We start from the raw sequence: 23,033 nt of genomic DNA, 5'->3' as shown, positions 1-23,033 counted from the left end.
GGAAACGGTTTCCAAAAACAAAAACAGACCGACCCTCAATAATAAAAAAAGATCACGCGTTACGACAAATGAAAGGGGAGCCTAGGCTCCCCTTTGTGCTGTCTGGCATTTGTGTTTTCCACAGACTAACCCTGTATTCCACCCCCTATCCCTAATGTGGGAGCGAGCCTGCTCCCTGCCCTTCAAGATCAAACAGAACCAGCTTGCCCTCGAAGCCGCGATCATGGAACTGACGCTGTGGGTCGAGCAACGCGGATCAGCAGAGGTTGCCGGCAACGTTCGTGGTGCTTTGGACACCATCAGCAAGAACAAGAACTTCATGAACCTAACGCTCACCGTGCTGATGACTCCCGAGTGATTGGTATCCATCTCGCTCAGAAAAAACCAATTCACAGCACCAGTAGCGCCTCGTGGATCTCAATGGCCGGAATAGCTTCTTTCTTGCGCTTGCTGGCAAGCCAGATCCTTGTTTTGCTCACATCGAAGATTTGCCCCTGCTCCATCAGCGTCAACACGAGTGCATCTGCGACTCGATAGCGACCACAGGCCGGACAATCTCTCTCCTCCCAGGGGCCAAGACACTGAATGCGTTCAGCGACACCTGCACAAACAAGACAGCTCATGGGATCACCATTATTTTTTTATTAGTTTGTAGCTGATCCGTCGTTTTTTTCAGCCGCTTTAATCTAATAACTCACCGCGTGTTCAATTACCAGACGCCACAGTCACAAGTCATAAGATAACTGACTTGTTCCATTGGACGTACCTCAGCACGGCACCGAGCCCATGGATATCTGGCTCAATAGCGGGATCTGTCCTTACGAAGGAAATCCCCGATACAAAGGGCTAATTATGTATTCAGCCAGCCCGCCTGGCAGCGGGGAGCCGAAGCAGTATTCAAGAACATGGGGCTCTGGCTCACCATCACGTAGCAATCCTCATGCAGGACATCTTTGACATTTTTGTGGGTTTTGACTGACAGGTTTAGTCGCTCTTTACCGATCATAGTTACGTAGCCCACCTACTCCACGCAGCGCGACATCAATGGATCCCTTTTTTTGCAAATATCTATTTTCGTTCGATTATCGAACAATTTAACAATTCAACTAACATGTTGTTTTAAAAGGTGATTATTGATTTTTTAGAAAGAAATCAGACAAAACGCCATATAACCCCTCTTCACAATGGATCCATAAATTGATTGACTGGCCCCGCACGGTGTCAGGTATTGCGCCTGCCCGCTCATAAAAATAATAGGGTGTCGTGATGAATCACTTCTCAATCGGGCACAAGCTTCGGCTTGCACCCACCTTCGTGTGCCTCCCTCGCTTTATCTTTACGCAGCCTCATCTCGAGGGGCAGCCATGAGTGTCGATCTGAAGAGCGTGGTAGATGAGCGTCCCATGGCGCGGTTCCAATGGTTGGCCGTGGGCATCTGTATTGTTTTGAACATGATCGATGGCTTCGACGTGCTGGTGATGGCCTTCACGGCCTCCTCGGTGTCCGCCGAATGGGGCTTGAACGGCGCGCAGATCGGACTGCTGTTGAGTGCCGGACTGTTTGGTATGGCGGCAGGCTCTCTGTTTATTGCACCGTGGGCGGATCGCTATGGCCGTCGGCCATTGATCCTGTTTTGCCTGCTGCTCTCAGGGGCCGGCATGCTGTTGTCGGCACTGAGCCAGACGCCGGTGCAACTGGCGCTGCTGCGTGGGTTGACCGGCTTGGGTATCGGCGGAATCCTGGCCAGCAGCAACGTGATTGCCAGTGAATATGCCAACAAACGCTGGCGAGGCCTGGCGGTGAGCCTGCAATCCACCGGTTATGCCTTGGGTGCGACCTTGGGCGGGCTGTTGTCGGTGTGGCTGCTGACGCACTTTGGCTGGCGTTCGGTTTTCATATTCGGTGGAGCCGTGACCCTGGCGGTGATTCCACTGGTATTGATGTACTTGCCTGAGTCGTTGGACTTTCTGATCGCCCGCCGCCCCGAGAATGCCTTGGCACGCATCAATCGACTGGCCGCCCGCCTCGGCCAGCCAGCACTGCGCGAACTGCCCGTCGCCATCTCCGCGCCGATTTCAGGCCGTGGGCGCCTGGCGCAGTTGCTCTCACCTGATTCACGGCGCACCACCCTGCTGATCTGGCTGCTGTTCTTCCTGGTGATGTTCGGCTTCTACTTCGTGATGAGCTGGACGCCGAAACTGCTGGTTTCAGCAGGGCTATCGGCACAGCAAGGCATCAGCGGCGGCGTGCTGTTGAGCGTCGGCGGTATCTTCGGCGCGGCGCTGATTGGTGGCATGGCCTCGCGCTGGCGGCTGACCCGGGTGCTGTCGCTGTTCATGCTGATTACTGCGGGCCTGCTGGTACTGTTCGTCGGATCCGCTTCATCAGTATCCATGGCACTCGGCCTGGGCCTGTTGATCGGGCTCTTTGCCAACGGTTGCGTGGCTGGCTTGTACGCGCTATCGCCGATTGTCTACGACGCATCAGTACGAACAACAGGGGTCGGTTGGGGCATCGGTATCGGACGCATCGGCGCGATCCTTTCGCCGACCGTCGCCGGCCTGTTGCTGGACAGCGGTTGGCAGCCACTGCACCTGTACGGGGTTTTTGCCGTGGTTTTCGTGATTGCCGCCGCCGTGTTGCTGCTACTCAAGCTCAACACCCAAGTGCAACCTGCTGCCGAGCTCAGCCACGCCTGACGCAATGCAAAGAGGTAGCGAGGCCTTGCCTCGCTACTGACTACTACCCCCAGGAATACAACAATAATGACTTACCTTCCTCTCCCCCGGGCCCTGCTCGGCGGTGCAATAGCGCTTGCCTTATTACCTTCAGCGTATGCCGAGAGCAGCGGCTTTTTCGAGAATTCCAAGACCAGTCTGTTGCTGCGAAATTACTATTTCAATCGTGACTACAACGATCCCGGCGCCAGCAAGAGCAAGGTAGAAGAATGGGCCCAGGGCGCTATCCTCAAGTTCAATTCCGGTTACACCCCTGGCGTTCTAGGCTTTGGCCTTGACGGTATAGCGATGCTGGGTATCAAGCTCGACAGCAGCCGTCAGACCAGCGGTTCCGACCTGCTGCCGGTGCATGAAGATGGTCACTCCGCCGACAGCTACGGGCGTGCAGGAGTGGCCGCAAAAATGCGCTTTTCTGACACTGAGCTATTTCTGGGCGAGCTCATGCCCGATGTTCCGCTGCTGCGCTACGATGACGGACGCCTACTGCCACAGACCTTCCAAGGCACCATGCTGGTGTCCCGAGAGCTATCCGGCCTGAGCCTGCAGGGAGGGCAATACACCGCCACGAGCCTGCGTAATTCCTCAAACATGCAAGACCTCTCTGCCTGGGCTGCGCCCACCGTTACGTCAGACAGTTTCAACTATGCGGGCGCTGAATATCGTTTCAATGAACAACAAACCCTGATTGGCGCTTGGCACTCGCAACTCGAAGACATTTATCAGCAAAGCTATCTGAACCTGCTACATAAACAGAAGTTTGGTGACTGGACTCTCGGCGCGAATCTGGGCTACTTCATCGATAACGATGACGGCAGCGCCCGTATTGGTAACGTGCAAAGTACTACCGGCTACGGGCTGTTCTCGGCCAACCTTGGTGGCCACACCTTGTATCTGGGGCTGCAAAAGGTCAGCGGCGATACCAGCTGGATGTCCGTGTATGGCAGTAGTGGGCGCACCTTGGGCAACGACATGTTCAACGGCAACTTCAGTAACGCCGACGAGCGTTCCTGGCAGGCTCGCTATGATTACAACTTCGTAGCCGCCGGCATCCCCGGCTTGCTGCTGATGACCCGCTATGGTCACGGCGAGAACGCCACCACCAAGGCGGGTAGCAATGGCAAGGAATGGGAACGTGACACCGAGGTCAGCTACACCTTGCAAAGTGGCCCGATGAAAAACCTTAGCGTGCGGGTCAACAACGCCACCAACCGTCGCAGCTTCAACAGTGATTTCGATCAGACCCGCGTGATCGTCAGCTACCCACTGTCTCTCTGATCCTCCCGCCAGGGGCGCTAGTCGCCCCTGCATCCCCCCCCTTCCTTGCGTTACTATGGCGAACCACTTTCTGGAAGTCGCCTGCATGAGCAAACCGGGTCAAATGGTGCTAGTCGCACTGCGCAAAATGATCGCCTCGGGAGAGCTGGCGGCTGGCGAGCGGCTGATGGAGATTCCGACGGCGGAACGCTTCGGCGTCTCGCGCATGCCGGTGCGCATGGCCTTTCTTACTCTGGAACAGGAAGGTTTGCTGGTGCGCCATGGCGGAAGGGGCTATCAGGTGCGCTCGGTGAGTGCCGACGATATCGCCGGAGCCGTGGAGGTGCGCGGGGTACTGGAGGGGCTGGCGGCGCGGCAGAGCGCCGAACGCGGATTGAGCGAGCAAGCACAGGCGGCGCTGCAGGAATGCCTGGTACAAGGCGATGCGTTGTTCGACAAAGGCTACGTGACAGAAGAAGACCTTGAGGCCTTCCATGACCTCAACATGCGCTTTCATCAGGTGATCGTCGAAAGTAGTGCCAACCCCGCCATTGCCGAAGCCCTGTCACGAAACGACCATCGGCCCTTCGCTTCAGTCTCAGCGCTCGCTATCGATCGTGAAGACATGGCACGCGAATACCGGCGCTTCAACTTCGCTCACATGCAACACCACTCGGTCTTCGACGCGCTGATCAGTCGCCAGGGCGCACGCGCCGAAGCCATAATGCGCGAACACGCCAATGCAACCCTGCGTTACGCCGAGGTATTCGGCGCGATCAGCAATAGCGAACGGATGAAAGTGATCGCACGCGGCGAGTAACCGACTCGTTCAGAGATCCAACACCAACAGCGCCGATTTAGCCCTCGAACAGCAGGGCGTGAACTGATCATTGGCCGCTTGCTCTTCTTCGGTGAGGAACAGGTCACGGTGATCAGGCACCCCTTCCAGCACACGGGTCAGGCAGGTTCCGCAGACGCCCTGCTCACAGGAAATTGCAATCTCGACACCGTGACTTTCCAGCACCTGAACCACAGTCTTGTCAGCCGGAATATCAAACACCTGCCCGCTACTGCCAAGCTTGACCTGGAACGTCCCATCGTCACGCGTATCTACCGGCGCTGCGGCGAAGTATTCACGGTGCAACTGCCCATCGCTCCAACCTTGGGCCTTGGCGCTATCGAGCACATACTGCATGAACCCTGAAGGGCCACAGACATATAGGTGCACGTCCGGCCCCGGATTAGCCAGGATCTTGGCGGCATCCATACGCGAATCGGCTTCTTCATCGAAATGCAGGTGCACGCGATCAGAAAAGGAGGCCCCTTTGAGTCGCTCGGCAAACGCCGCACGCTCAGTGGAGCGAGCGCAATAATGCAGCTCGAAATCGGCACCGCTGTGGGCCAGTTGCTCGGCCATGCAGAGAATCGGAGTGATGCCTATGCCGCCGGCGAACAACAGGCTGCGCCGTGCCTCACCCACCAGCGGGAAGAGGTTGCGCGGTTCGCTGATGAACAGCCGATCACCACTGTTGACCTGCTCATGCATGCCCTGAGAACCACCGCGCGAGGCCGCGTCCTTGAGCACACCGATCAGATAGCGATGGCGCTCTTGCGGATGATTGCACAGTGAGTACTGGCGGATCAGTCCGCTGGGAAGGTGCACGTCGATATGGGCACCGGCACTGAAGCTGGGCAATGCCCCGCCTTGTGCACTGGTCAACTCGTAGCTGCAAATATCCAACGCTTCGTTGTTGCGGGATGTCACGACGACTTCAATCATGGCGAACCTTCAAGACCGGCCACCGCAGTGGCCGCGAACAAGATCAATGGGAGTGGACGGGCGTATCGCTCCAGGACGCAGCCCTTCGCTATTTGGCCGTGGCAATCAGCTCTGCAGTCGGCGCTTGCTCTCGCGCGATGATGCGTTCCAACACGCGCCTGGACTGCACACCACCGGCATCAATATTGAGCTTGAGCAAGTTACGCTCAGGATTGGCCAGCAGGTTTTCCTGCTGCTGTTCGAGCATGTCCAGGTCTTCGCTGAAAATCTTCCCCTGGCCCTCGCGGATGGTGTCGGTCAGGGCTTCGTCGTGCGGATTAAAGTTGCGTGCCATACCCCAGAAGTACCAGATCGAGGTCTCGGTTTCCGGTGTTATGAAATCGACCACTATGCTCGCGGCCTTGTGTTGCGGCTCAGCGTTGTAACCGCCCTTGCCAGCGTGAGCCACGCCCACCTCAATCAAGACGTGACTGGGCGGACTGAAGCGGCAGATCTGCCAACGGTCTACCGGCACGTCGTCGGCCAGGTTGTTGCCACGCAGGGCCATGCGCCAGAACGGTGGTGCCATGATGTTTTCCATGTGCCGTGCGGTGACCACTTCGTCACCCTGAACGGTTGTGACCGGCGGCGCTTCATCGATCTCTTTCTGGCCAATGCTGGAGGCGTGCACGTAGGTTTCGTGGGTGAGATCCATCAGGTTATCGATCATCAGTCGATAGTCGCAGTTGATATGGAACAGCCCACCGCCATAGGCCCACTCATCGCTAACAGCCCATTCCAGATGGTGAATCAGGTCTGGGTCAGCCTTGCCCTGCTCCCCAGGCCAGACCCAGATAAAACCGTAACGCTCTTCAACCGCGTAGGTCTTGTTGCACGGAAAGCCCCGGACGCGCTGACCTGGCATTTCGACGGTTTTGCCATCACAGCCCATCACCAAGCCGTGGTACCCACAGACCAAGTTGCCATTCTCGACATACCCAAGCGAAAGGGGCGCGCCTCGATGTGGGCAAAAATTCTCGACGGCGGCAACGCGCCCTTCATGGCCTCGATAGAAAACGATTTTCTCACCGCATATTTGCCGCCCAAGGGGCTTGCTTGCGATCTCGTCGGGGGTGCAGGCGACATACCAGGTGTTTTTCGGATACATGAGAATCTCCGGAGCGGGATTGTTCTTATGGATCCATTTGAGCTGATTTCGCCGATTTTAGTCAAGGTTTATGTGATAAATAACGATCGATGGATCCATTAAGCCAATTCATCAATATTCAACCTTTCGAGCACCTTATATATGCGAAGGCGCTTCCATCCCGATCCTGCCGTGGCATCCAAATCCGATTCGACGTAAATCGCCCACAGGGCACTCTCCTGCTGGTCACTGGTGAGGCCGCATTGTGCATTTGAAAGGCGGGTCGCGGCGCACATTCAGCCAACGCATCGCGGATAAATCCGCTCCGACAACAACGCGTCCGACTGCCGATCAAGCAGAGCAGCTGTCTTGCGACTAGCTTTACCTCGAACACTAAAGCCTCCGCCCACAACTCAACCAGGTAAAGGTTCGTTATGACTAAAAAAATCGACCTGACGATCACCCACGATTACCTCAATCCGTTTGCCTCGCCGGACAACCCCAAGTTAAGCCCCGAACTGGTGGACTACCTGTCGGATAGCGCCTGGTACCACCCCGAGTTGTGCCTGCAGATTCGCTGCCCGGAAGATGAGCGAGAACGCCTGCAGCAAGCCATCAGCAATACCTTTGCGGAAAAGAGCGAACAACTCAGAGGGGATATTCGCACCCAGCGGCTGGTAGCGCTGACACTCCTGGGCTTGGCACTAGCCTTGGTGCTGGCAGGCACGGCTCTGGGCATTGAAGGCACCATCCCCGTGGGAGTTGTTACCGTCACCGCGTGGATGCTGCTCTGGCGCAGCGGGGAGATATTGTTTCTGGATATCCGCAGCGCTAACCGGCAGCTGCGTAAGTACCAGCGCCTCGCCAACGCATCAAAGCAGTTTGATTGAGGTTGATCATTCCCACTACGTGTGGGACTGCCGCCTTCGCTACTCCAGTACCCACCGACCAGCCACTGCGCCCGCGAAGCCCCGCAGCGTCGCAGCTCGTAGGATGGGTTGAACGGAGCGATACCCATGCGGTTGCGGCTCATCTATGTTCGCGTCGAAGCCGAACTGAGCCAGTTGCCGAGATATCACTGACCCAGTCTGTTCCTCTCGAACCATTGCATATGCGGGATATGTGCAATTTTAGAGATGGGTCAGTCTTGCTTCAGCCCATTTCCCAAGACTTGAAAAATTGGCGTGCCCCCGCTAAATCTATAGGTCGTTCATATGGGGAAGTAGAGAGACAAAATGTCCGTTCGATTCGTAGTGGTAAACGCAAGACCAATGCAGTACGGCCAAGACAGCAGTAGCGCAAATCCAGCGAGTCGCGTTGCTCGCGGATATCTCATCCTGGACAGGCAGCATGACCAAAGACTTCCAGATTGCTATATGAGCCGCAGTGAAGCCCAAGAAGAATGCGATAGAAGAAATGAGGCGTAGCGCCGAAGCTGAGCGACACTCGCCTGAGTGATCGGGTAGTTTTGATAATTGGCGACCGGAAAAGCCAGGTGTACCTGGACATACACGTGAAGACGTTACCTCGAGCCGGGCTAAAGCCCGAAGAAGCGATTGCTAGATAGCGTTAGCTCCCTCAGCCCGACAAAACGCCTTATGAATCTCACACAAGCCCCCCTCTCCAGTCGACCGATAAGATCGAGCGCAAGCCTCCGGCGTTGTCACCTGCGAAATTGCACTCCACTTGACCACCTGACGCATCGGTACTGACCGCTCGTTTGAATTGCACTTGACCAGGCATTTGCATTCGATCTGATCACCGATTGCAGCGGTTTTGACCAACACGCTTTGTAACCATGATCGGCTGAGAGCTCCTCATAGTTGCGTGTACGGCCATGCTGTCGCAGGGTTGCTAATAACGTGAAATCGAAGTCCGCAAAGGCCGGATTTTGGGTTCCATGCTGGATGATTGTCATTCCAGCAACGGCTATTGATGGCTGCGGGCTTCGAGCACTCATGCGGTGATCTCACTTGCCCCAAGGAGCATGTGGCTATTCATCTCCAGTTTGCCGTAGCATCTTTACATCTCCTGGTCGGTAAATTGCACGGCTGTTACGGTTGCAGGAGCGTTAGGATGCATCGAGTTTGAAGAAGTTCTTCCAACTGTCTTGATGTATCCAGGTGCGCCATCGGCAGCATTGTTGTCTTCAGCTGCTGGAGCCGAGATTGGCGAGGCCTGTAAGGCAGTAGGTTCGCCCACGGTGCTGATCCGATTTTGCTTTTTAGGTGGGTCTGCAAGCGCTGTCAGGCAGGCTGCGGATAGCAGCGCTACGGTCATCACGCTCTGTATGGTGGTGCTCATTGTCGTACGCCTCCGTTAGAGTCGCACATAGAGTTTGGACTACAGGGGAAAAAGAGTGACTGTGGTCGACAGCCGGCTTTATTCACTGATGACTCAGGTCTCAACCGAAGCTTTTCGACGAATTAGTTTCAATCAGGTACGCGGGCTATTTTTCTCCTGAGATGTACGCTTTCTGCACGCCCGATCATGATCACAAATGCATTGCAATTGGTCGTTTGTAGACGCTGACGCCGAATTGACCCACGTGCCGACGCAAGACGTCCCCATCCCAAGTAGGCAGAAATCCAGCATAGGCAATGGTTCGCAAGGAATAAGACTGGGTCAGTGACATCTCGGCCACTGGGTCAATTCGGCGTCAGCACCAACACGAAGCAGTTTGGAATGTGTGATGCTGCACCGCACAGTACCTAAAGAGTCCTTTCGACGAGGGCTAGACGACGCTAGAAATATTGCTTCTATCGTGAAAGAGATTCTTGCTTGACTGCGTGAGCCGGGCCCAAGCCCGAAGAAGCGATGTCTCCTTTCAACGGCACTGCATCATCACAGTTGTGTGGTGGGCAGCGCCATTCGTTTTTCTCTCTGAGCTATACCGCTATTCGCGGTACACCGTCCATAGCTCGTCAGTTGGCACTAGATGTGCGACTACCTTTTCCGCCTTAATTGAGGACTCTCCAAACCCAGGCTTTCACGCAAGGTTGTACCTTCATACGCACTGCGGTACACACCGCGCTCTTGCAACAGTGGTATGACCTCGTTGGTAAAGCGGTTGAACTGCTCCGGGTGCCCGATGTATATGTTGAAACCATCCACCGCTCGAGCTTCGAACCAATCTGTCATCTTCTGCGCGACAGTATCAGCCGCTCCGACGAAGGCACCCGGGCGCAGCTGTCGACCGAACTCTACGGCCTGGCGCAGCGTGAAACTTTTCTCACGTGCCTGATCAGCGATACGTTTGGCAGCGGTGAAAAAGCTGCTGCGCGCGGACTCCAAGCTCCCCTGAGGGAACGGAGCATCGAGGTCATATTGGCTGAAGTCATGCCAGCCGAAGTTGCGACCAAACTCCTTCAGCGCGAGCTCAAAGCTATGATCGGTCTGATGGTAGTGCTGCTCGATTTCACGAGCATGCCCATCGGTGTCACCCACATAGATTTCGGCACCGGGCATTACCAGTAATTGCTCAGGATCGCGGCCAAGCCGTACCGCCCTGCCCTTGATATCGCGGTAAAAAGCTTGGCCTTGCTCGATGCTAGCGGCATGGGTGAAGACCACATCTGCAGTGGCGGCGCCCAGATCGCGGCCCTGTTCCGAATCGCCGGCCTGGAAGATCACCGGCTGGCCTTGATGTGAGCGTTGAATGTTCAGCGGGCCGACCACAGAGAAGTGTTCGCCCTTGTGATTCAGACTGTGCAGTTTGCTTGGGTCGAGAAACTGGCCCGTGACCCTGTCGCGCACGAACGCATCCTCCTCATAAGAGTTCCACAGTCCCTGGACAACCTGGACGTGTTCGGCCGCCCGACCGTAGCGGGTGTCGTAATCGTAATGCTCGTCGCGACTGTAATTGCCAGCGGTGCCGGCATCTCCGCTGGTGACGACGTTCCAGCCCGCACGGCCTTTGCTGATCAGGTCGAGTGATGCCAGGCGCCGCGCTACGTTATAGGGAGAGTTGTAAGAAGTCGTCAGCGTACCGACCAAACCTATATGTCGAGTGCTCACGGCAATCGCTGATAGCAGCGTCAGCGGCTCCAGACGATTTAGGTAGTGGGATGGCGACCCAGGTGTGATGAACTGGCTGTCGACGATAAACATCAAGTCGAAGAGTGCCGCCTCGGCCTGCCGCGCAATCTCGATGTACCAGTCGACATTAACGCTGGCATCGGCTGGCAATTCGGGATCAAGCCACAGGTTGTGGCGACCTGGCCCACCACAACCCATCGTCAGAGCGCCCAGTTTGATCTGTCTTTTTGTCATTTCAAAAATATGCCTTATGGATCAGGGGAGTCATCAATGCGGGCTGAAGCGTTCAGGGCTGAGCTTTGGATAAGGCTGGCTGCAAGGACGCAGCGAATGAATTGTCGAACAGGTTGGCTGCAGGGTAGGACTTGACCAAACCCAGGCTTGCGAAAAAGTCCACGGTCTTCTGCGCCTCCGCAGGTACCTGCGGGTTAAGTGGCTCGACGGTCGTGCGCGCTCGGGCAAACCAGACACGCGCGATTTCAGCGTCAGCCCGAGTGCGTTTGGCCCATGCATCAGCATAAGCCTCTGTATTGGCTGGATTTTGTAGAGCCCAATCACGGGCTTTCTTCAGACGCTGGAGAAAATCACTGATTTGTGCGCGCTTGGCGTCGACTGAATTGGCGTTGGCGGCGATGAAGCTCTGCGCCGGGATCAATCCATCAGCAGTGGCCAGAATCCGCGCACCCTGCCGTTCCTGCTGCGTGACGTAGGGCTCCCAAGTAGCGATGACATCAACTGACCCACCGTCCAGCGCGTGGGAGGCATCCAGCGCGCTGAGATAGCGCAAATCCAGCGAGTCTCGTGGGACACCTGCTTTATCCAGCGCAGTCAGCAGTAGCTGCTGACTCCAGGAGCCTTTCCAAATGGCCGCGCGCTTGCCCTTCAGATCCGCAAGACTGTGGATCGGCGAATCCTTGCTTACAAGAATTGCCACACCACCGAGATTTTGCCGGCCTACTGCAATAACCTTGATCGGTGCGCCCAATGCGCCGAGGAACAGCACTGGCGCATCACCGAGCAACCCGACGTCAAGACTGCCGACGTTGAGCGCCTCGGCGACAGGCGACCCGGCAGTGAATTGCTTCCACTCAAGGGTATAAGGCAAATCATCAAGTACCCCCGCCGCCTCCATCACGGCTTGGGCGTTGTAACTTTGGTCACCTACCACCAGCGATTGCGCGTTCGCAGCAAGGCACAGCAATGCAGTGGCCATCCCGGCCGCCAATTTCGTCAGATAACGCACGTTCGTCTCCAGATGCCTTCTCAGGCAGTTCAGGTCGATCCGCACGCGCGGTCTCGGCACTATTCGTAGGAATGGACGAGCCGATAATGGCTCTATAGACATGCCGAAGCTTTATAGCGAATAGATTCGAATGCAGCCTGCTTTATACGATAAGGCCCTAACCTCTTCGCGCTAAATACTTATTGCGCATAACGTAATTCAATAATAATGCAGTAATTGCATGAACCATCGACAACCAACGTCCTGGAAAGTCGCTCAGTTATGGAAGACCCATCCCAACGTCATGCAGGACGAAGCGGTAACGACTGACGCCGGAACGGCAGATTTCCAACAGATCGTTACTTGGTGCAGTCCAGAGGGAAACAAAATTTCGAGATAGGGCGAAGAAAGTGAACATTCGGGAAATTTTCTGGCGGCATTGCGTCGACGTGCTCTAGAAATGATCCGCGACATAGGTTCGCTAGACTGGATCCACCAGACGGGTTGCCAAATTCACCACCGTACAGAGTTTTCCGAAAACAAAAGGGTGGGAGCGTGAGCAGCTGGAACGATTGCTCACCGCGCTCTGAGCCTGTGCGCCAAAGCACGTTATCATTGCCGATTCAAAAGCAACGGAGACCACACGTGAAAAAGCCACCTACGAAAATCATCATCGAAGAATGGGATGGCGACGGTGCAATCCGAATTCCCGATGAAGCTTTGCAGGAGCTCGAACTGGATGTCGGCGACGCGGTGTACCTGATAGAAGAATTTGTCGGCAGCACGCGCTGCCTAGTCTTATCAACGACGCCTCAAATCGCGGATCGAATAGATGAGCTCACTGAATTTTGGAATGACGAACAGCGCGGCACCGCCAAGGACAAGTGAGGTGTTTAGCCAAATCAAACAGAAGGTCTGCGATGAAAATCGCAAGGTTGATACGCCACGCTGAGAGCGCCGCGAACGCGGGCCTTGCCACTACAGCGCCGGACTCAATACCGTTGACCGAAAAAGGCCAGCTTCAAGCTCGGACGCTTGCTGAATCCTTCAAGTCCGCACCCGACCTGATCATCTCCTCCCCCTTCGAACGCGCCATCGCAACGGCACTACCAACAGCAGCGCACTTCCCCCACGTTCCATTCGAACTGTGGCCCGTCGAAGAATTTACGTATTTGAGCCCAAACCGCTTTGCTGGCACTACTCAGACTGACCGACAGCCACACGCACAAAGCTACTGGGAGAACGGTGACGCGGCGATGATTGATGGGCCAGGCGCTGAGTCGTTCGATAGTCTGCTCGGGCGCGTAGATGCGATGCTGGCCAAGCTTGTGGATCACGATGCGAAGGACATCCTAGTCTTCAGTCATGGACAATTCATCAGGGCTGCTGCTTGGCGGATCAAGCATGGAGACCATGCTGGCTCACACGATCTGATGCGCGAGTTTCGGGCCATCGATGTTCGGGAACCGCTTAGAAACTGCTGGGGTTACCATCTTGTGTTTGACGACGGTAGATGGACAGTTGAATACCAAATCGACTCATCTGGCCAAGAGAAATTTATCGACGATTTCTGCACAAGATAACGTTCTCGACTAAACGCTACGCGGCAAGCTCGATGTATCTAGACTCCCCTCCCCCAGTTGCCCCCGACAACCAACCCCAAACGAAGCTCAGAGTGGTGCGTCCTGCGTGATCAACGCCGACCGTGCCACGAGACCAGCCGGCAAGGATCTCACCATCCAAAGTTAAACAGTGAAAAAGGAGCTCAATGGTATTGGGGCCTGTCGCGCGTCCGACTTGATTGCCCATGCGAATCCGGCCACCTTGGTAAGTACTCGAAATGGCATTTTCCTCGACATGGTAATGAAATACTGTGCCTGCACCAGATAGCCCATGGGCGTTATTAGCTACCGTAAATCGACGATTGTTCAAACGCTCGCTGATTTGAGAAAAGTGGATTTCCATATAATGTCGCGTCCTTTAGTCGAGATGTTCCATACCAGCTTTCCATTAGGCCTCGGTTTCAGTCAAGCAGCGCTCAAACTTCGTCAGATATCACATTCCGGCAGCGTGCCAGAAAGCTTGGTGTAGCGCGATTTTACGCATGGTAACAGTCGCAAGGTTGCCATCCTGCACGTGCGCTACGCCAAGCCGGGCTTTGCCCGAATGAGCGACAACAACAATCAACGTCAGGCTCTACCGCGTAGTGAAGACACCACCTGCAAACCCCGCGATCAACCCTCTCGAAAATAACAAAAAAGAATTAGCACATAAATAAATAGTATTTATTGTTATAAACGTACTCAGGTAGTCTCGCCTCATACCGTCATTTATCTCGACAGTGAAGAGCCTTATGAATACGCCTGCCAACCTTATCGATTTCGTCAGTTACCGCAAACGTAAACAGGCTCAGCAGCGGGCGCGTGCCATGTGGGAAATGTATGCTCACAACGCCAGTTTACAGGCATACCCATGGATGCAAGCGACCAACGCTTCCGAGACGCGTCACGCGTGAGCGTGCAGCAACCCTCGCGGTTTCTGGCGAGCGCCGACGAACCCGAAGTGGATTTCAATAACCTGGACTCACTCGATGAAGATCCGATATGTGGGCGGGTTGCACAAAACCTGCAACGCTTGCGCGGCAAGCGGCATCTGTCCCTGGATGCGCTGGCCCGCCAGTGCGGCGTGAGCCGGGCGATGTTGGCGCAAATCGAATCTGGACGCAGTGTGCCCTCCATCAAGGTGCTGTGCAAAATAGCCAAAGGCTTGAAGGTATCGGTGGCCGCGTTTCTTGAGCATCGGGCCCTTGAAGGAGTGGCGGTGCTGTCGGCAAGCAAAAGCAAACGCCTAGTCAGTGCCAGCGGCGATTTTGTCAGTCGGGCGTTGTTTCCGTTCGACATGGCCCGGCAATCGGAGTTTTACGAATTGCGCTTGAGCCCGCTGAGTGAGGACGTCAGCGAAGGCCATGGCCCCGGTGTGCAGGAGAACCTGGTGGTGTCTCAAGGTGTGCTGGAAATCAGCGTCAACGATGAACGCTACCTGCTTTCCACCGGCGACTCGATCCTGTTCTATGCCGACCAGCCCCACCGCTATCGCAATCCGGCTAACAGCGAAGCCGTAGCGTATCTGGTGGTGACGTATCCGGAACGCCTGGACTGAAAACAGGCATTAAAAAGCCCGGCAGGATTAACCCTTTGCCGGGCTTTTTTAATGTCGATGGATCAGCAGGTGCAGCACATCAACGGCATGTTGTTGCAGCTCATCATCATCGGCATGCTGCAGTCGTTCATCATCTTCATCATCAAGGCGCAGCAGTTTTTCATCATGTCCATGTTCATGCCGGCCATCGGCATGATTTTGCACATCATGCAGTCCGCCATCATGGTGCATTCCATCACGCACTTCATCGATGGCATCGGCATGCCCATCATCGGCATTGGCATCATCATGTTCATCATCGGCATGGCCATGGCAGCCTGGGACATGCACATCATGCTCATGTTGCCGCAATGCATCATCATCGGCATGCCGCAGTTCATCATCATCTGCATCATTTCAGCGCTGTTCTTGAACATGGCCATGTCCATGCCAGCGGCCGGCATCATTTTGCACATCATGCCGTCATCCATCATGTCGCAGGTCATGGTCGCCATCATCATCGGCATGCCCATCATCGACATCATCGGCATGTTGGAGCTCATTGGCATTTGCGATTGCATGGGGTTCATCATCGTTTGATTCCCTGAAGGATTGAAGAATTGGATGAGGCTGATGGGGCCTGATTCTAAGGGCTGAAGTACTTGGTACAAGGTGTCCATCAAACAGCGAAAACCAATGCCATAACCGCAATTGCGCACCGATCATTGCACTGCTAAACGCTAAAGCAGCAGAATAGATGCTATAGCAGTCAAATAAAATGCCATCACATAAAAATCATCGTCATGGATATTCGTACAAAATCTTTATAAATAACCGAAAGAAATAATTGATCTAAACGAAGTTAAGTTATTTAAAGCCACTCTGTTATTCCTAAAATTCATCCACCAGACGCTATCAGTTTTTACTGAAATTCAGACCTCCTCCTCAATCAACCTTGTGGTTGCGGGCCTTGGTCGAGGCCAATGTTCAATCCGACATGGTGGTTGGCGCTTCGGTAGACGCTATCAACGTAGCCCTTTGCCGCAAGGCCCGATTCCGATGGCGTCGAAGCGCTCGCCGGATTCTGGCGCCGGCTTTGTAAAACTGACATCTTTCCCCCCTCTTGGATCGATGCCGGTAAACGCATCATGAAGCGAAGCTCCATCCAGTCATGGAATGAGATCTACCACGGCCTCATGCCCGTTGAGATTGATGGATGGCAGCTCACACTCTTCAACGACTGTGACACCCTGGACTACTGCGAGTACTGCAGGTCGCCTGATGGTAGAGTCGGGACACTCGAAGTCTGGCAGTACGACGGAGGGCGTAGAAACTCTGCACCAATAACTGCGGTGTGATGAAAACTGATCTTATCCATGGTGTGAGCATCTGGAACTCATCTGGCCCATCGCGGCTCGGATCAAGTAGTCAGGCGCATTTCAGCACGTCTGCAGCCTTGTTCGGAGAACCCTTGAATATATTAAGTAAGTGCCATCCACATCAGACATCATTAATTTTGATGACAGTTTTACCAAGACCTTTTCCCGTTAACGCGTACTCAAGCGCTGGGATAAACTCGTCAAATTCAAATTGCTTACCAATAGGCGGGGAAAGGCGGCCTTCTGCAACCCAGCTCAAGAGTTCCTGCAGATGTCCTTCAGCTTTTTCCACTTCGTAGAGAGTAAATTGGCGGACATCCACGCCGACAAGGGAGGCCCCCTTTAGCAGCGGTAAATTTGCACGCAGTGAAGGGATTGGCCCGCCGGTGAACCCTACCACTAGGTGTCTGCCCCCCCAAGTGAGTGATCGAAAAGCCGGCTCAAATAGGGGGCCGCAGACTGGGTCAAACGCCACGTTTGGCCCCTTTTGCCCACACAGTTCTTTCACCAATTCACGAAAGTCTACAGCACCTGAATCGAGTACTTGATCTGCTCCCAGCTGCTGCGCGAATGCACGCTTTTCAGGCGATGACGCTACTGCTATGACCTTCGCTCCAAGACATTTTCCAACTTGGATTGCGGCTGAACCTACCCCACCTGCGGCTCCAATAACGAGAAGTGTTTCACCCGGTTGCAAGTTTCCTCGATCGCGCAATGCGTGCAATGCCGTGACATAATTAACTTTGAATCCCGCAGCTTGAGCGTATTCCATCCCATCTGGTATTTTGACAACGGCGGTATCCACTACCACGGTTTTCTCCGCAAATCCGCCATGTATTTGGGTGATTACTCGATCACCCACTGCAAGGCCAACCACACCATCACCAATAGCTGCAATCTTGCCGCTGATTTCTTGGCCGGGGACGTGTGGTAATAACGGCTTAACTTGGTAGCGCCCGAGAGACTCCAGTGCGTCTACATATCCTACTCCGCATGCAGCTATTTGGATTAAAACCTCACAAACGCCGGGGGTCGGATCAGGCACTTCCACCATCTTGCAGTTTGACATCCGGAAGTAACGCCGACCCGCCAGCTACACTGATTCGATACATTTCTGCACCGAGACTTCGCGCATGGCGACCAAGACCGCAATCGTATTCGCTGGCGGTGGCAGCTTGGGTGCTGTCCAGGTAGGCATGTTGCGAGCCTTGGTCGAGGCTAATGTTCGATTCGACGTGGTGGTGGGTGCTTCGGTGGGCGCCATCAATGGTGCCTACTTTGCCGCAAGGCCCGATTTGGAAGGTGTCGAGGCGCTAGCCAGTTTTTGGTGTGGTCTGCGTAAAACGGACATCTTTCCATTGTCCTGGCTCGATACCTGTAGAGGACTGATCAAAGGACGTGGGTTTCTGTTGCAGCCGGCGGCTTTGAACAGACTGCTAGGACAAGCTCTACCTATCCACCGCATTGAGGATGCGACGTTACCCCTGCACATCGTCACCACCGACCTGCTGAGCGGTGCCAAGACCGTTCCGTCCAGTGGCGAACTCCGACAGGCATTGCTGGCCAGCGCGGCCATCCCGTTGGTGTTCCCCTGCGTAAAAATTGCCGATCAATTCCTGATTGACGGTAGCGTGGCAAGCAATACACCTATTTCAACTGCCGTAGCCCTCGGCGCCACCAACGTAGTGGTGGTTCCTACAGGAGTGAGTTGCGCCCTACCACAACCGCCCCGAGGCTTGATCGCCTAGCCCTACATACCGTCAACCTGATGAGCATGCGCCAGTTGGTAAGTGACATCGAACACTTCCGCAATCTCATCAGTCTGCACATCGTCCCGCACTTGTGCCCTGTGGAAGTCTCGGTGTTCAACTTTGACCAGACCGAGTCTTTGCTGCAGCGCGCCTATACGCAGACCCTCCGGTGGCTGGAGCGTGGGGGGCTCGAACGCACCAAGGTACCCGGAACCCTGACCATCCATTCACATGCCCATGAGCATTGAGTGATGGCTCAATGCGTGCGGCGCTTAATCGCCAGGGGCACTTCGGATGGGCAGGCCGTACCACTGATGTCCGTCCAGAAGGACGTCATCGGTACCTCCATCAGGAACACCTAAAGCTTAGCCGGGCCCAGTTGGCCCGAAGTAGCGACTTTAGGAAACTGGCGGGGCGCTTTATCAGCTACCAGCGAGACAAGATTGCCTTCGCTAAATCCCATATGAAGGCCACATATGTGTCATACGGAGCTGGCATCGTGTCGTACACGAACACATGGTTGCTTCTAGCATTAGCGCCCTCTCCTGCCCGACCTCTATCGCCTCAATCCAAGTCCGCAGAGGCAGGAAACGCGACGATATCATTCTGCATTCACCTGGGTCGTGAAATTCCGTGATGACGCAGTTTGCGATAGAGCGTATTGCGGCTGATCCCCAGGCGGGCGGCAACATGGGCGATATGCCAGTGTTCCGCCTCAATCAACGTTAGCAGCGTCTGCCGTTCGGATACGCCAAGCGGATTTTCGACCAGCGCGGCTGTCGCTGGCGCTGCTGGCAGCAACTCCGCCAAGTCGTCCAGAGTGACACGCCCCTCCAACGCCAACGCTACCAGTGTGCGCAGACACGTACGCAGCTGCCGGACGTTGCCCGGCCAAGGCTGCGTCAGCAAGCGCTCTCTGACGCCCGCCTCCAGCCGAATCCTTGTACCTTTTGTCTCTTCGCGTAGCAGAAGGTCGAGCAAACTGCCCTTGTCTGATCGTTCGCGCAGCGGCGGGAGCTGCACGGCGAACCCGGCAATGCGATAAAACAGATCCTCGCGAAAACGCCCTTCGGCTACACAGGCGTGCAGATCCTGGTGGCTGGCACTGATGAGGCGTACGTCGAGCGGACGTGCCGTCGCGCCGCCTAGCGGCACCACCTGACGTTCCTCCAGCACACGCAGCAGGCGAGTCTGTAACGCCAGTGGCATATCGGCGATCTCATCGAGAAATAGAATGCCGCCATGGGCCTGCTCCAGCTTACCGATCATCCCGTCCTTGCGTGCGCCGGTGAAGCTGCCGCCGCGATAACCGAACAGCTCGCTCTCGATCAGCGTTTCTGGAATAGCCGCGCAATTGATCGCCACAAATGGCTGGCTCGCTCTGGAGCTGGCGCGATGCAGCGCTGCTGCAAAAGCTTCTTTGCCGGTACCGGTTTCGCCCTGTAAAAACACCGGAACGTCACGCTCCAAAACACGCAATGCGCGAGCAAAGCCGCGTTGAAGGCGCGGGTCTTCCAGACACACGTGCACGTCGTTAATTTTGGGGATTGTAGGAGTGACTAAAGGCACCTGGCGTAAGGGTTCTCGCAACTGTCCGTAGAGCAGACGCCCGTCCACCAGCCGCATTGGCCAACAGACACTCGGCTGAGAACTGGCCTGACTCATCACCTGATCGATAGGTGTTTCCAGCAGCATCGTCAGAGATTGCCCAACCACCTGGTCACGGCTCAGGCCCAGCAGATCCAGCGCAGCATCATTGACTGAACAGATACGGGCACTCTCGTCGAAACTGAGCAGACCTTCACCCAGCAGCCCAACGAAGCCAGCCTCAGGGTGGAAGCGCAGTAAGTATCGCTGCGGATCATGCCCCAGGAAAAAACAACTCTCGATCAACTTGGCTGACAGGTTGGTCAGCGCCATGGCCTGGAAGTTTTGCTGAAGACTCTGTTCCTCTCGCATAGAAGAGAAGTTGAGCACGGCAAGCAACTCTCCGCTCGCATCAAATATCGGGCTCGCTGAACAGGTCAAGCCGACGTGCTTGCCACGGAAATGCTCATCACGACGGATGGTTACGTGCTGGCGCTCGACCAAGCACGTGCCGACACCATTGGTGCCCTCGTAATCCTCGCTCCATACCGAGCCTAGCCACAGCCCGGAACGCTGGAACTCGGCTCGCTCGGATTCGTTAAACACACTGTCGATCGCCACACCGCGAGCATCGGTGAGAAGCACCACGTGGCCGTCACGCCCGAGCTGTTGGTGCAAACTGCTCATCTGCCAGTGCGCCACGGCAATGATGTGTTCCAGTGGCGCGCGGTGATCCTGCAAGCGTGGTTGTTCAACCACATTAGGCGCGCGGCGGCTGGCGGGATCGAGCTGATACTGATCCAGGCACCGGCGCCAGGATCGTGTGATGGCCAGGTCAGCAGTAGGGCTGTGGCTGGCAATAGTGCCCTGCACGGCTTGCAGCACTTGTTGTGCATGGGCGTTGATCAAGGCCGGCTTCATTATTCTTGTTCTCCGCTACGGTCAGGACACGGGTCTGTTCGCAGCTTATATGAAAAGACTGCAACGAGCGCTCTTTGCGCCGCGTGACACTCTGTCATCCGCCATTCTCAGAATCGTGACATAGATCCGAGTCAAAGCCTGAGCAGTACTGCGGCAGCCGCTCTGCAACGGGGCTTTCATGAAGATGGCCCGGGCCTTGCTCTAAGGCAAATTGTTACAAAAACAACAAGATCGGGAGAGGTTCCATGAACATCGCTATCGAAACACCTCTGCAAACGCCAACTGCTCAGCTCGCGGCCTGGGTCGAAAACCTCAACGAGTGTCTCGTCCAGCGTGATTTGGACGGTGCGCTGGAATTGTTTACCGAAGAGTGTCACTGGCGTGACCTGCTACTTTTCAGCTGGAACATAGTGACCTTGGAAGGCAAGCCTGCCATCCGAGACATGCTCGAAACACGCCTCGACCATACTCGTCCTGAGCGATGGAAACTGGAAGGTGAGGCGACGCTGAGTAACGGTGTACTCGAAGGTTGGATCAGTCTGGAAACCGGTGCGTCGCGAGGTAAAGGCTACGTGCGTCTGAAGGAAGGCCTGTGCTGGACGCTGCTGACGACCATGCGCGAGCTCAAAGGCTTTGAAGAACCCAAGGGCCGGCGTCGTCCAATGGGTGCCAATCATGGCCACGCCCATGCCGATAAACGCAACTGGCTGGAACGCCGTCGTGACGAAGAAGCTTCGCTAGGCATTACCACCCAACCTTACTGCCTGATCGTGGGCGGCGGCCAGGGTGGGCTGGGGCTCGCTGCGCGGCTCAAGCGAATGGGCGTGCCAACCCTGATCGTCGACAAGGCTGAGCGTCCTGGCGATCAGTGGCGCGGTCGCTACAAGTCGCTGTGCCTGCACGACCCTGTCTGGTACGACCATATGCCTTACCTACCCTTCCCCGATCACTGGCCAGTCTTCACCCCAAAAGACCAGATTGGCGACTGGCTAGAAATGTACACCAAAGTCATGGAACTCAATTATTGGCCGCGTACAGAATGCGTGAGCGCCAGCTTTGACGAGCAAAGTGGCACTTGGAAGGTTGAAGTACAGCGCGATGGCGAGCGTGTGACTTTACAGCCTACCCAGTTGATCCTTGCCACCGGCATGTCTGGCGTACCCAATGTTCCTAGTTATCCGGGTGCCGAGGTTTTCAATGGTCAGCAGCACCATTCCAGCCGCCATCCCGGCGGAGACGCCTGGAGCGGCAAGCGCGCGGTGGTCATCGGTGCGAACAATTCGGCTCACGATATCTGTGCCGACTTGGTGGAGAACGGCGCCGAGGTGACCATGGTGCAACGCTCCAGCACCCACATCGTGCGTTCCGACAGTTTAATGGATCTCGTCTTCGGTGGGCTCTACTCTGAAGACGCCCTGGAGACGGGTTTGACCACAGACAAGGCAGACATGCTGTTCGCCTCGATCCCCTACAAGGTTATGCCAAGCTTTCATCAACCCATCTTTGACGCGATCAAGGAGCGTGATAAGGACTTTTACGAGCGCTTGGCCAAGGCCGGCTTCATGCTCGATTTCGGTGACGACGAGTCTGGCCTTTTCATGAAGTATGTACGCCGTGGTTCTGGTTACTACATCGACGTCGGCGCCTCCGAACTGATCGCTAACGGCACGATCAAGCTCAAGAGCGCACCTGGCCTTGGCGTTGAGCGTATCGAAGCCGATGCCGTCGTACTCAACGATGGCAGCCGACTACCGGCAGACCTGATCGTCTACGCCACGGGCTATGGCTCAATGAATGGTTGGGCGGCGAAGCTGATTTCCCAGGAAGTAGCTGACAAGGTCGGCCGCTGCTGGGGCTTGGGTTCTGGAACCACGAATGATCCTGGCCCGTACGAAGGCGAACTGCGGAACATGTGGAAGCCAACACAGCAGGAAAACCTCTGGTTCCACGGTGGCAACCTGCATCAGTCACGGCATTATTCGCTGTATCTGGCGCTGCAGTTGAAAGCGCGCTTCGAAGGCATCGACACCTCCGTCTACGCACTTGCCGAGAGTCACCACACTGGCTGAGTCAAATGGCGCCCAGCCGTGGCTGGGGGG

At 55.6% G+C, this 23,033-nt stretch carries 22 protein-coding genes and 1 pseudogene; 12 read left to right on the top strand and 11 right to left on the bottom strand.

The window, feature by feature from the left end; genetic code table 11:
• Positions 1-154 precede the first annotated feature (154 nt).
• Entirely contained in the window at positions 155-358 is a 204-nt protein-coding gene (locus PMI22_RS18000) for a hypothetical protein (RefSeq protein ID WP_007945099.1), read from the top strand.
• Positions 359-389: 31 nt separating this feature from the next.
• Here the strand turns inward: PMI22_RS18000 and PMI22_RS18005 are convergent, their stop codons facing one another.
• On the bottom strand, positions 390-623 hold the full coding sequence (locus PMI22_RS18005; RefSeq protein ID WP_007945098.1) for a hypothetical protein: 234 nt from the start codon (positions 621-623) through the stop codon (positions 390-392).
• A 741-nt stretch (positions 624-1,364) separates the two neighbouring features.
• Between PMI22_RS18005 and PMI22_RS18010 the strand changes: the two genes are divergently transcribed.
• The 3 genes from PMI22_RS18010 to PMI22_RS18020 all read left to right on the top strand — a co-directional run bounded on the left by PMI22_RS18010 (position 1,365) and on the right by PMI22_RS18020 (position 4,812).
• A complete protein-coding gene (locus PMI22_RS18010) occupies positions 1,365-2,699 on the top strand; it encodes an MFS transporter (RefSeq protein ID WP_007945097.1) in 1,335 nt (444 codons plus the stop codon).
• A 66-nt stretch (positions 2,700-2,765) separates the two neighbouring features.
• Complete coding sequence (locus PMI22_RS18015; RefSeq protein ID WP_007945096.1) at positions 2,766-4,013, top strand: OprD family porin; 1,248 nt, start codon at positions 2,766-2,768, stop codon at positions 4,011-4,013.
• 85 nt (positions 4,014-4,098) lie between these two features.
• Positions 4,099-4,812: a GntR family transcriptional regulator gene (locus PMI22_RS18020; RefSeq protein WP_007945095.1), complete on the top strand. Its 714-nt coding sequence runs from the start codon at positions 4,099-4,101 to the stop codon at positions 4,810-4,812.
• Between the two features lie 9 nt (positions 4,813-4,821).
• Here PMI22_RS18020 and PMI22_RS18025 read toward each other — a convergent pair whose 3' ends face one another.
• Both PMI22_RS18025 and PMI22_RS18030 read right to left on the bottom strand, forming a co-directional pair.
• Positions 4,822-5,772: a PDR/VanB family oxidoreductase gene (locus tag PMI22_RS18025; RefSeq protein WP_007945093.1), complete on the bottom strand. Its 951-nt coding sequence runs from the start codon at positions 5,770-5,772 to the stop codon at positions 4,822-4,824.
• A gap of 88 nt (positions 5,773-5,860) precedes the next feature.
• Complete coding sequence (locus PMI22_RS18030; protein WP_238543936.1) at positions 5,861-6,874, bottom strand: aromatic ring-hydroxylating oxygenase subunit alpha; 1,014 nt, start codon at positions 6,872-6,874, stop codon at positions 5,861-5,863.
• Here PMI22_RS18030 and PMI22_RS31990 point away from each other — a divergent pair.
• On the top strand, positions 6,773-7,021 hold the full coding sequence (locus tag PMI22_RS31990) for a hypothetical protein (protein ID WP_238543940.1): 249 nt from the start codon (positions 6,773-6,775) through the stop codon (positions 7,019-7,021). The two genes, PMI22_RS18030 and PMI22_RS31990, sit on opposite strands and share 102 nt — an antisense overlap.
• 311 nt (positions 7,022-7,332) lie before the next feature.
• Positions 7,333-7,788, top strand: a complete 456-nt coding sequence (locus PMI22_RS18035; protein WP_007945090.1) for a hypothetical protein — start codon at positions 7,333-7,335, stop codon at positions 7,786-7,788.
• A gap of 1,132 nt (positions 7,789-8,920) precedes the next feature.
• Here PMI22_RS18035 and PMI22_RS18040 read toward each other — a convergent pair.
• The 3 genes from PMI22_RS18040 to PMI22_RS18050 form a co-directional block, all read right to left on the bottom strand.
• Positions 8,921-9,202: a hypothetical protein gene (locus tag PMI22_RS18040; RefSeq protein WP_007945089.1), complete on the bottom strand. Its 282-nt coding sequence runs from the start codon at positions 9,200-9,202 to the stop codon at positions 8,921-8,923.
• Positions 9,203-9,844: 642 nt separating this feature from the next.
• Positions 9,845-11,170 (bottom strand): LLM class flavin-dependent oxidoreductase, encoded by a 1,326-nt coding sequence (locus tag PMI22_RS18045; RefSeq protein ID WP_007945088.1) that lies wholly within the window; start codon positions 11,168-11,170, stop codon positions 9,845-9,847.
• 52 nt (positions 11,171-11,222) lie between these two features.
• Positions 11,223-12,179: an ABC transporter substrate-binding protein gene (locus PMI22_RS18050; protein ID WP_033049155.1), complete on the bottom strand. Its 957-nt coding sequence runs from the start codon at positions 12,177-12,179 to the stop codon at positions 11,223-11,225.
• Positions 12,180-12,803: 624 nt separating this feature from the next.
• Here PMI22_RS18050 and PMI22_RS18055 point away from each other — a divergent pair.
• A complete protein-coding gene (locus PMI22_RS18055) occupies positions 12,804-13,046 on the top strand; it encodes an AbrB/MazE/SpoVT family DNA-binding domain-containing protein (RefSeq protein ID WP_007945085.1) in 243 nt (80 codons plus the stop codon).
• Between the two features lie 32 nt (positions 13,047-13,078).
• On the top strand, positions 13,079-13,741 hold the full coding sequence (locus PMI22_RS18060; protein WP_007945084.1) for a histidine phosphatase family protein: 663 nt from the start codon (positions 13,079-13,081) through the stop codon (positions 13,739-13,741).
• A 16-nt stretch (positions 13,742-13,757) separates the two neighbouring features.
• On the opposite strand, the gene PMI22_RS30495 is transcribed toward PMI22_RS18060, so the two are convergent.
• Positions 13,758-14,123, bottom strand: coding sequence for a hypothetical protein (locus PMI22_RS30495; protein WP_081502777.1), 366 nt, complete (start codon positions 14,121-14,123; stop codon positions 13,758-13,760).
• Positions 14,124-14,630: 507 nt separating this feature from the next.
• Between PMI22_RS30495 and PMI22_RS18065 the strand changes: the two genes are divergently transcribed.
• Entirely contained in the window at positions 14,631-15,317 is a 687-nt protein-coding gene (locus PMI22_RS18065; protein WP_007945082.1) for a helix-turn-helix domain-containing protein, read from the top strand.
• Between the two features lie 62 nt (positions 15,318-15,379).
• On the opposite strand, the gene PMI22_RS31985 is transcribed toward PMI22_RS18065, so the two are convergent.
• Together PMI22_RS31985 and PMI22_RS32455 are read right to left on the bottom strand one after the other, a co-directional pair.
• The gene (locus PMI22_RS31985; protein ID WP_081502776.1) at positions 15,380-15,889 is read right to left on the bottom strand and encodes a hypothetical protein; all 510 of its coding nucleotides are present in this window, start codon (positions 15,887-15,889) and stop codon (positions 15,380-15,382) included.
• A 356-nt stretch (positions 15,890-16,245) separates the two neighbouring features.
• Positions 16,246-16,446: a hypothetical protein gene (locus tag PMI22_RS32455; protein ID WP_007945080.1), complete on the bottom strand. Its 201-nt coding sequence runs from the start codon at positions 16,444-16,446 to the stop codon at positions 16,246-16,248.
• Between PMI22_RS32455 and PMI22_RS32450 the strand changes: the two genes are divergently transcribed.
• Positions 16,445-16,654, top strand: a complete 210-nt coding sequence (locus PMI22_RS32450; RefSeq protein ID WP_443200809.1) for a DUF7693 family protein — start codon at positions 16,445-16,447, stop codon at positions 16,652-16,654. The two genes, PMI22_RS32455 and PMI22_RS32450, sit on opposite strands and share 2 nt — an antisense overlap.
• Positions 16,655-16,796: 142 nt before the next feature.
• On the opposite strand, the gene PMI22_RS18075 is transcribed toward PMI22_RS32450, so the two are convergent.
• Positions 16,797-17,729, bottom strand: coding sequence for an NADPH:quinone oxidoreductase family protein (locus tag PMI22_RS18075; protein ID WP_007945079.1), 933 nt, complete (start codon positions 17,727-17,729; stop codon positions 16,797-16,799).
• Between the two features lie 79 nt (positions 17,730-17,808).
• On the opposite strand from PMI22_RS18075, the pseudogene PMI22_RS0129355 reads away from it, so the two are divergent.
• Positions 17,809-18,674: pseudogene (locus PMI22_RS0129355) on the top strand (patatin-like phospholipase family protein).
• Between the two features lie 364 nt (positions 18,675-19,038).
• Here the strand turns inward: PMI22_RS0129355 and PMI22_RS18080 are convergent.
• On the bottom strand, positions 19,039-20,934 hold the full coding sequence (locus tag PMI22_RS18080; protein ID WP_007945075.1) for a sigma-54-dependent Fis family transcriptional regulator: 1,896 nt from the start codon (positions 20,932-20,934) through the stop codon (positions 19,039-19,041).
• Positions 20,935-21,179: 245 nt separating this feature from the next.
• Here PMI22_RS18080 and PMI22_RS18085 point away from each other — a divergent pair, with 245 nt between their 5' ends.
• Entirely contained in the window at positions 21,180-23,003 is a 1,824-nt protein-coding gene (locus tag PMI22_RS18085) for an NAD(P)/FAD-dependent oxidoreductase (protein ID WP_007945071.1), read from the top strand.
• Positions 23,004-23,033: the final 30 nt, after the last annotated feature.

The organism is Pseudomonas sp. GM21 (assembly GCF_000282215.1).
Taxonomy (GTDB): Bacteria; Pseudomonadota; Gammaproteobacteria; order Pseudomonadales; family Pseudomonadaceae; genus Aquipseudomonas.
Note: the sequence above shows the minus strand (reverse complement) of the source record. Positions and strands in the feature narration are given on the sequence as shown.

Excerpts from the sequence above, each read along its gene's own strand:
- PMI22_RS18065 (WP_007945082.1), top strand. The coding sequence starts at position 14,631 with ATGGATGCAAGCGACCAACGCTTCCGAGACGCGTCACGCGTGAGCGTG.
- PMI22_RS30495 (WP_081502777.1), bottom strand. The coding sequence starts at position 14,123 with ATGGAAATCCACTTTTCTCAAATCAGCGAGCGTTTGAACAATCGTCGA.
- PMI22_RS18085 (WP_007945071.1), top strand. The coding sequence starts at position 21,180 with ATGAACATCGCTATCGAAACACCTCTGCAAACGCCAACTGCTCAGCTC.
- PMI22_RS18005 (WP_007945098.1), bottom strand. The coding sequence starts at position 623 with ATGAGCTGTCTTGTTTGTGCAGGTGTCGCTGAACGCATTCAGTGTCTT.
- PMI22_RS18080 (WP_007945075.1), bottom strand. The coding sequence starts at position 20,934 with ATGAAGCCGGCCTTGATCAACGCCCATGCACAACAAGTGCTGCAAGCC.
- PMI22_RS18040 (WP_007945089.1), bottom strand. The coding sequence starts at position 9,202 with ATGAGCACCACCATACAGAGCGTGATGACCGTAGCGCTGCTATCCGCA.
- PMI22_RS18010 (WP_007945097.1), top strand. The coding sequence starts at position 1,365 with ATGAGTGTCGATCTGAAGAGCGTGGTAGATGAGCGTCCCATGGCGCGG.
- PMI22_RS18020 (WP_007945095.1), top strand. The coding sequence starts at position 4,099 with ATGAGCAAACCGGGTCAAATGGTGCTAGTCGCACTGCGCAAAATGATC.
- PMI22_RS18045 (WP_007945088.1), bottom strand. The coding sequence starts at position 11,170 with ATGACAAAAAGACAGATCAAACTGGGCGCTCTGACGATGGGTTGTGGT.
- PMI22_RS32450 (WP_443200809.1), top strand. The coding sequence starts at position 16,445 with ATGAAGCGAAGCTCCATCCAGTCATGGAATGAGATCTACCACGGCCTC.
- PMI22_RS18060 (WP_007945084.1), top strand. The coding sequence starts at position 13,079 with ATGAAAATCGCAAGGTTGATACGCCACGCTGAGAGCGCCGCGAACGCG.
- PMI22_RS18035 (WP_007945090.1), top strand. The coding sequence starts at position 7,333 with ATGACTAAAAAAATCGACCTGACGATCACCCACGATTACCTCAATCCG.
- PMI22_RS18075 (WP_007945079.1), bottom strand. The coding sequence starts at position 17,729 with ATGGTGGAAGTGCCTGATCCGACCCCCGGCGTTTGTGAGGTTTTAATC.
- PMI22_RS32455 (WP_007945080.1), bottom strand. The coding sequence starts at position 16,446 with ATGATGCGTTTACCGGCATCGATCCAAGAGGGGGGAAAGATGTCAGTT.
- PMI22_RS18015 (WP_007945096.1), top strand. The coding sequence starts at position 2,766 with ATGACTTACCTTCCTCTCCCCCGGGCCCTGCTCGGCGGTGCAATAGCG.
- PMI22_RS18000 (WP_007945099.1), top strand. The coding sequence starts at position 155 with ATGTGGGAGCGAGCCTGCTCCCTGCCCTTCAAGATCAAACAGAACCAG.
- PMI22_RS18025 (WP_007945093.1), bottom strand. The coding sequence starts at position 5,772 with ATGATTGAAGTCGTCGTGACATCCCGCAACAACGAAGCGTTGGATATT.
- PMI22_RS31990 (WP_238543940.1), top strand. The coding sequence starts at position 6,773 with ATGTGGGCAAAAATTCTCGACGGCGGCAACGCGCCCTTCATGGCCTCG.
- PMI22_RS31985 (WP_081502776.1), bottom strand. The coding sequence starts at position 15,889 with ATGATGAACCCCATGCAATCGCAAATGCCAATGAGCTCCAACATGCCG.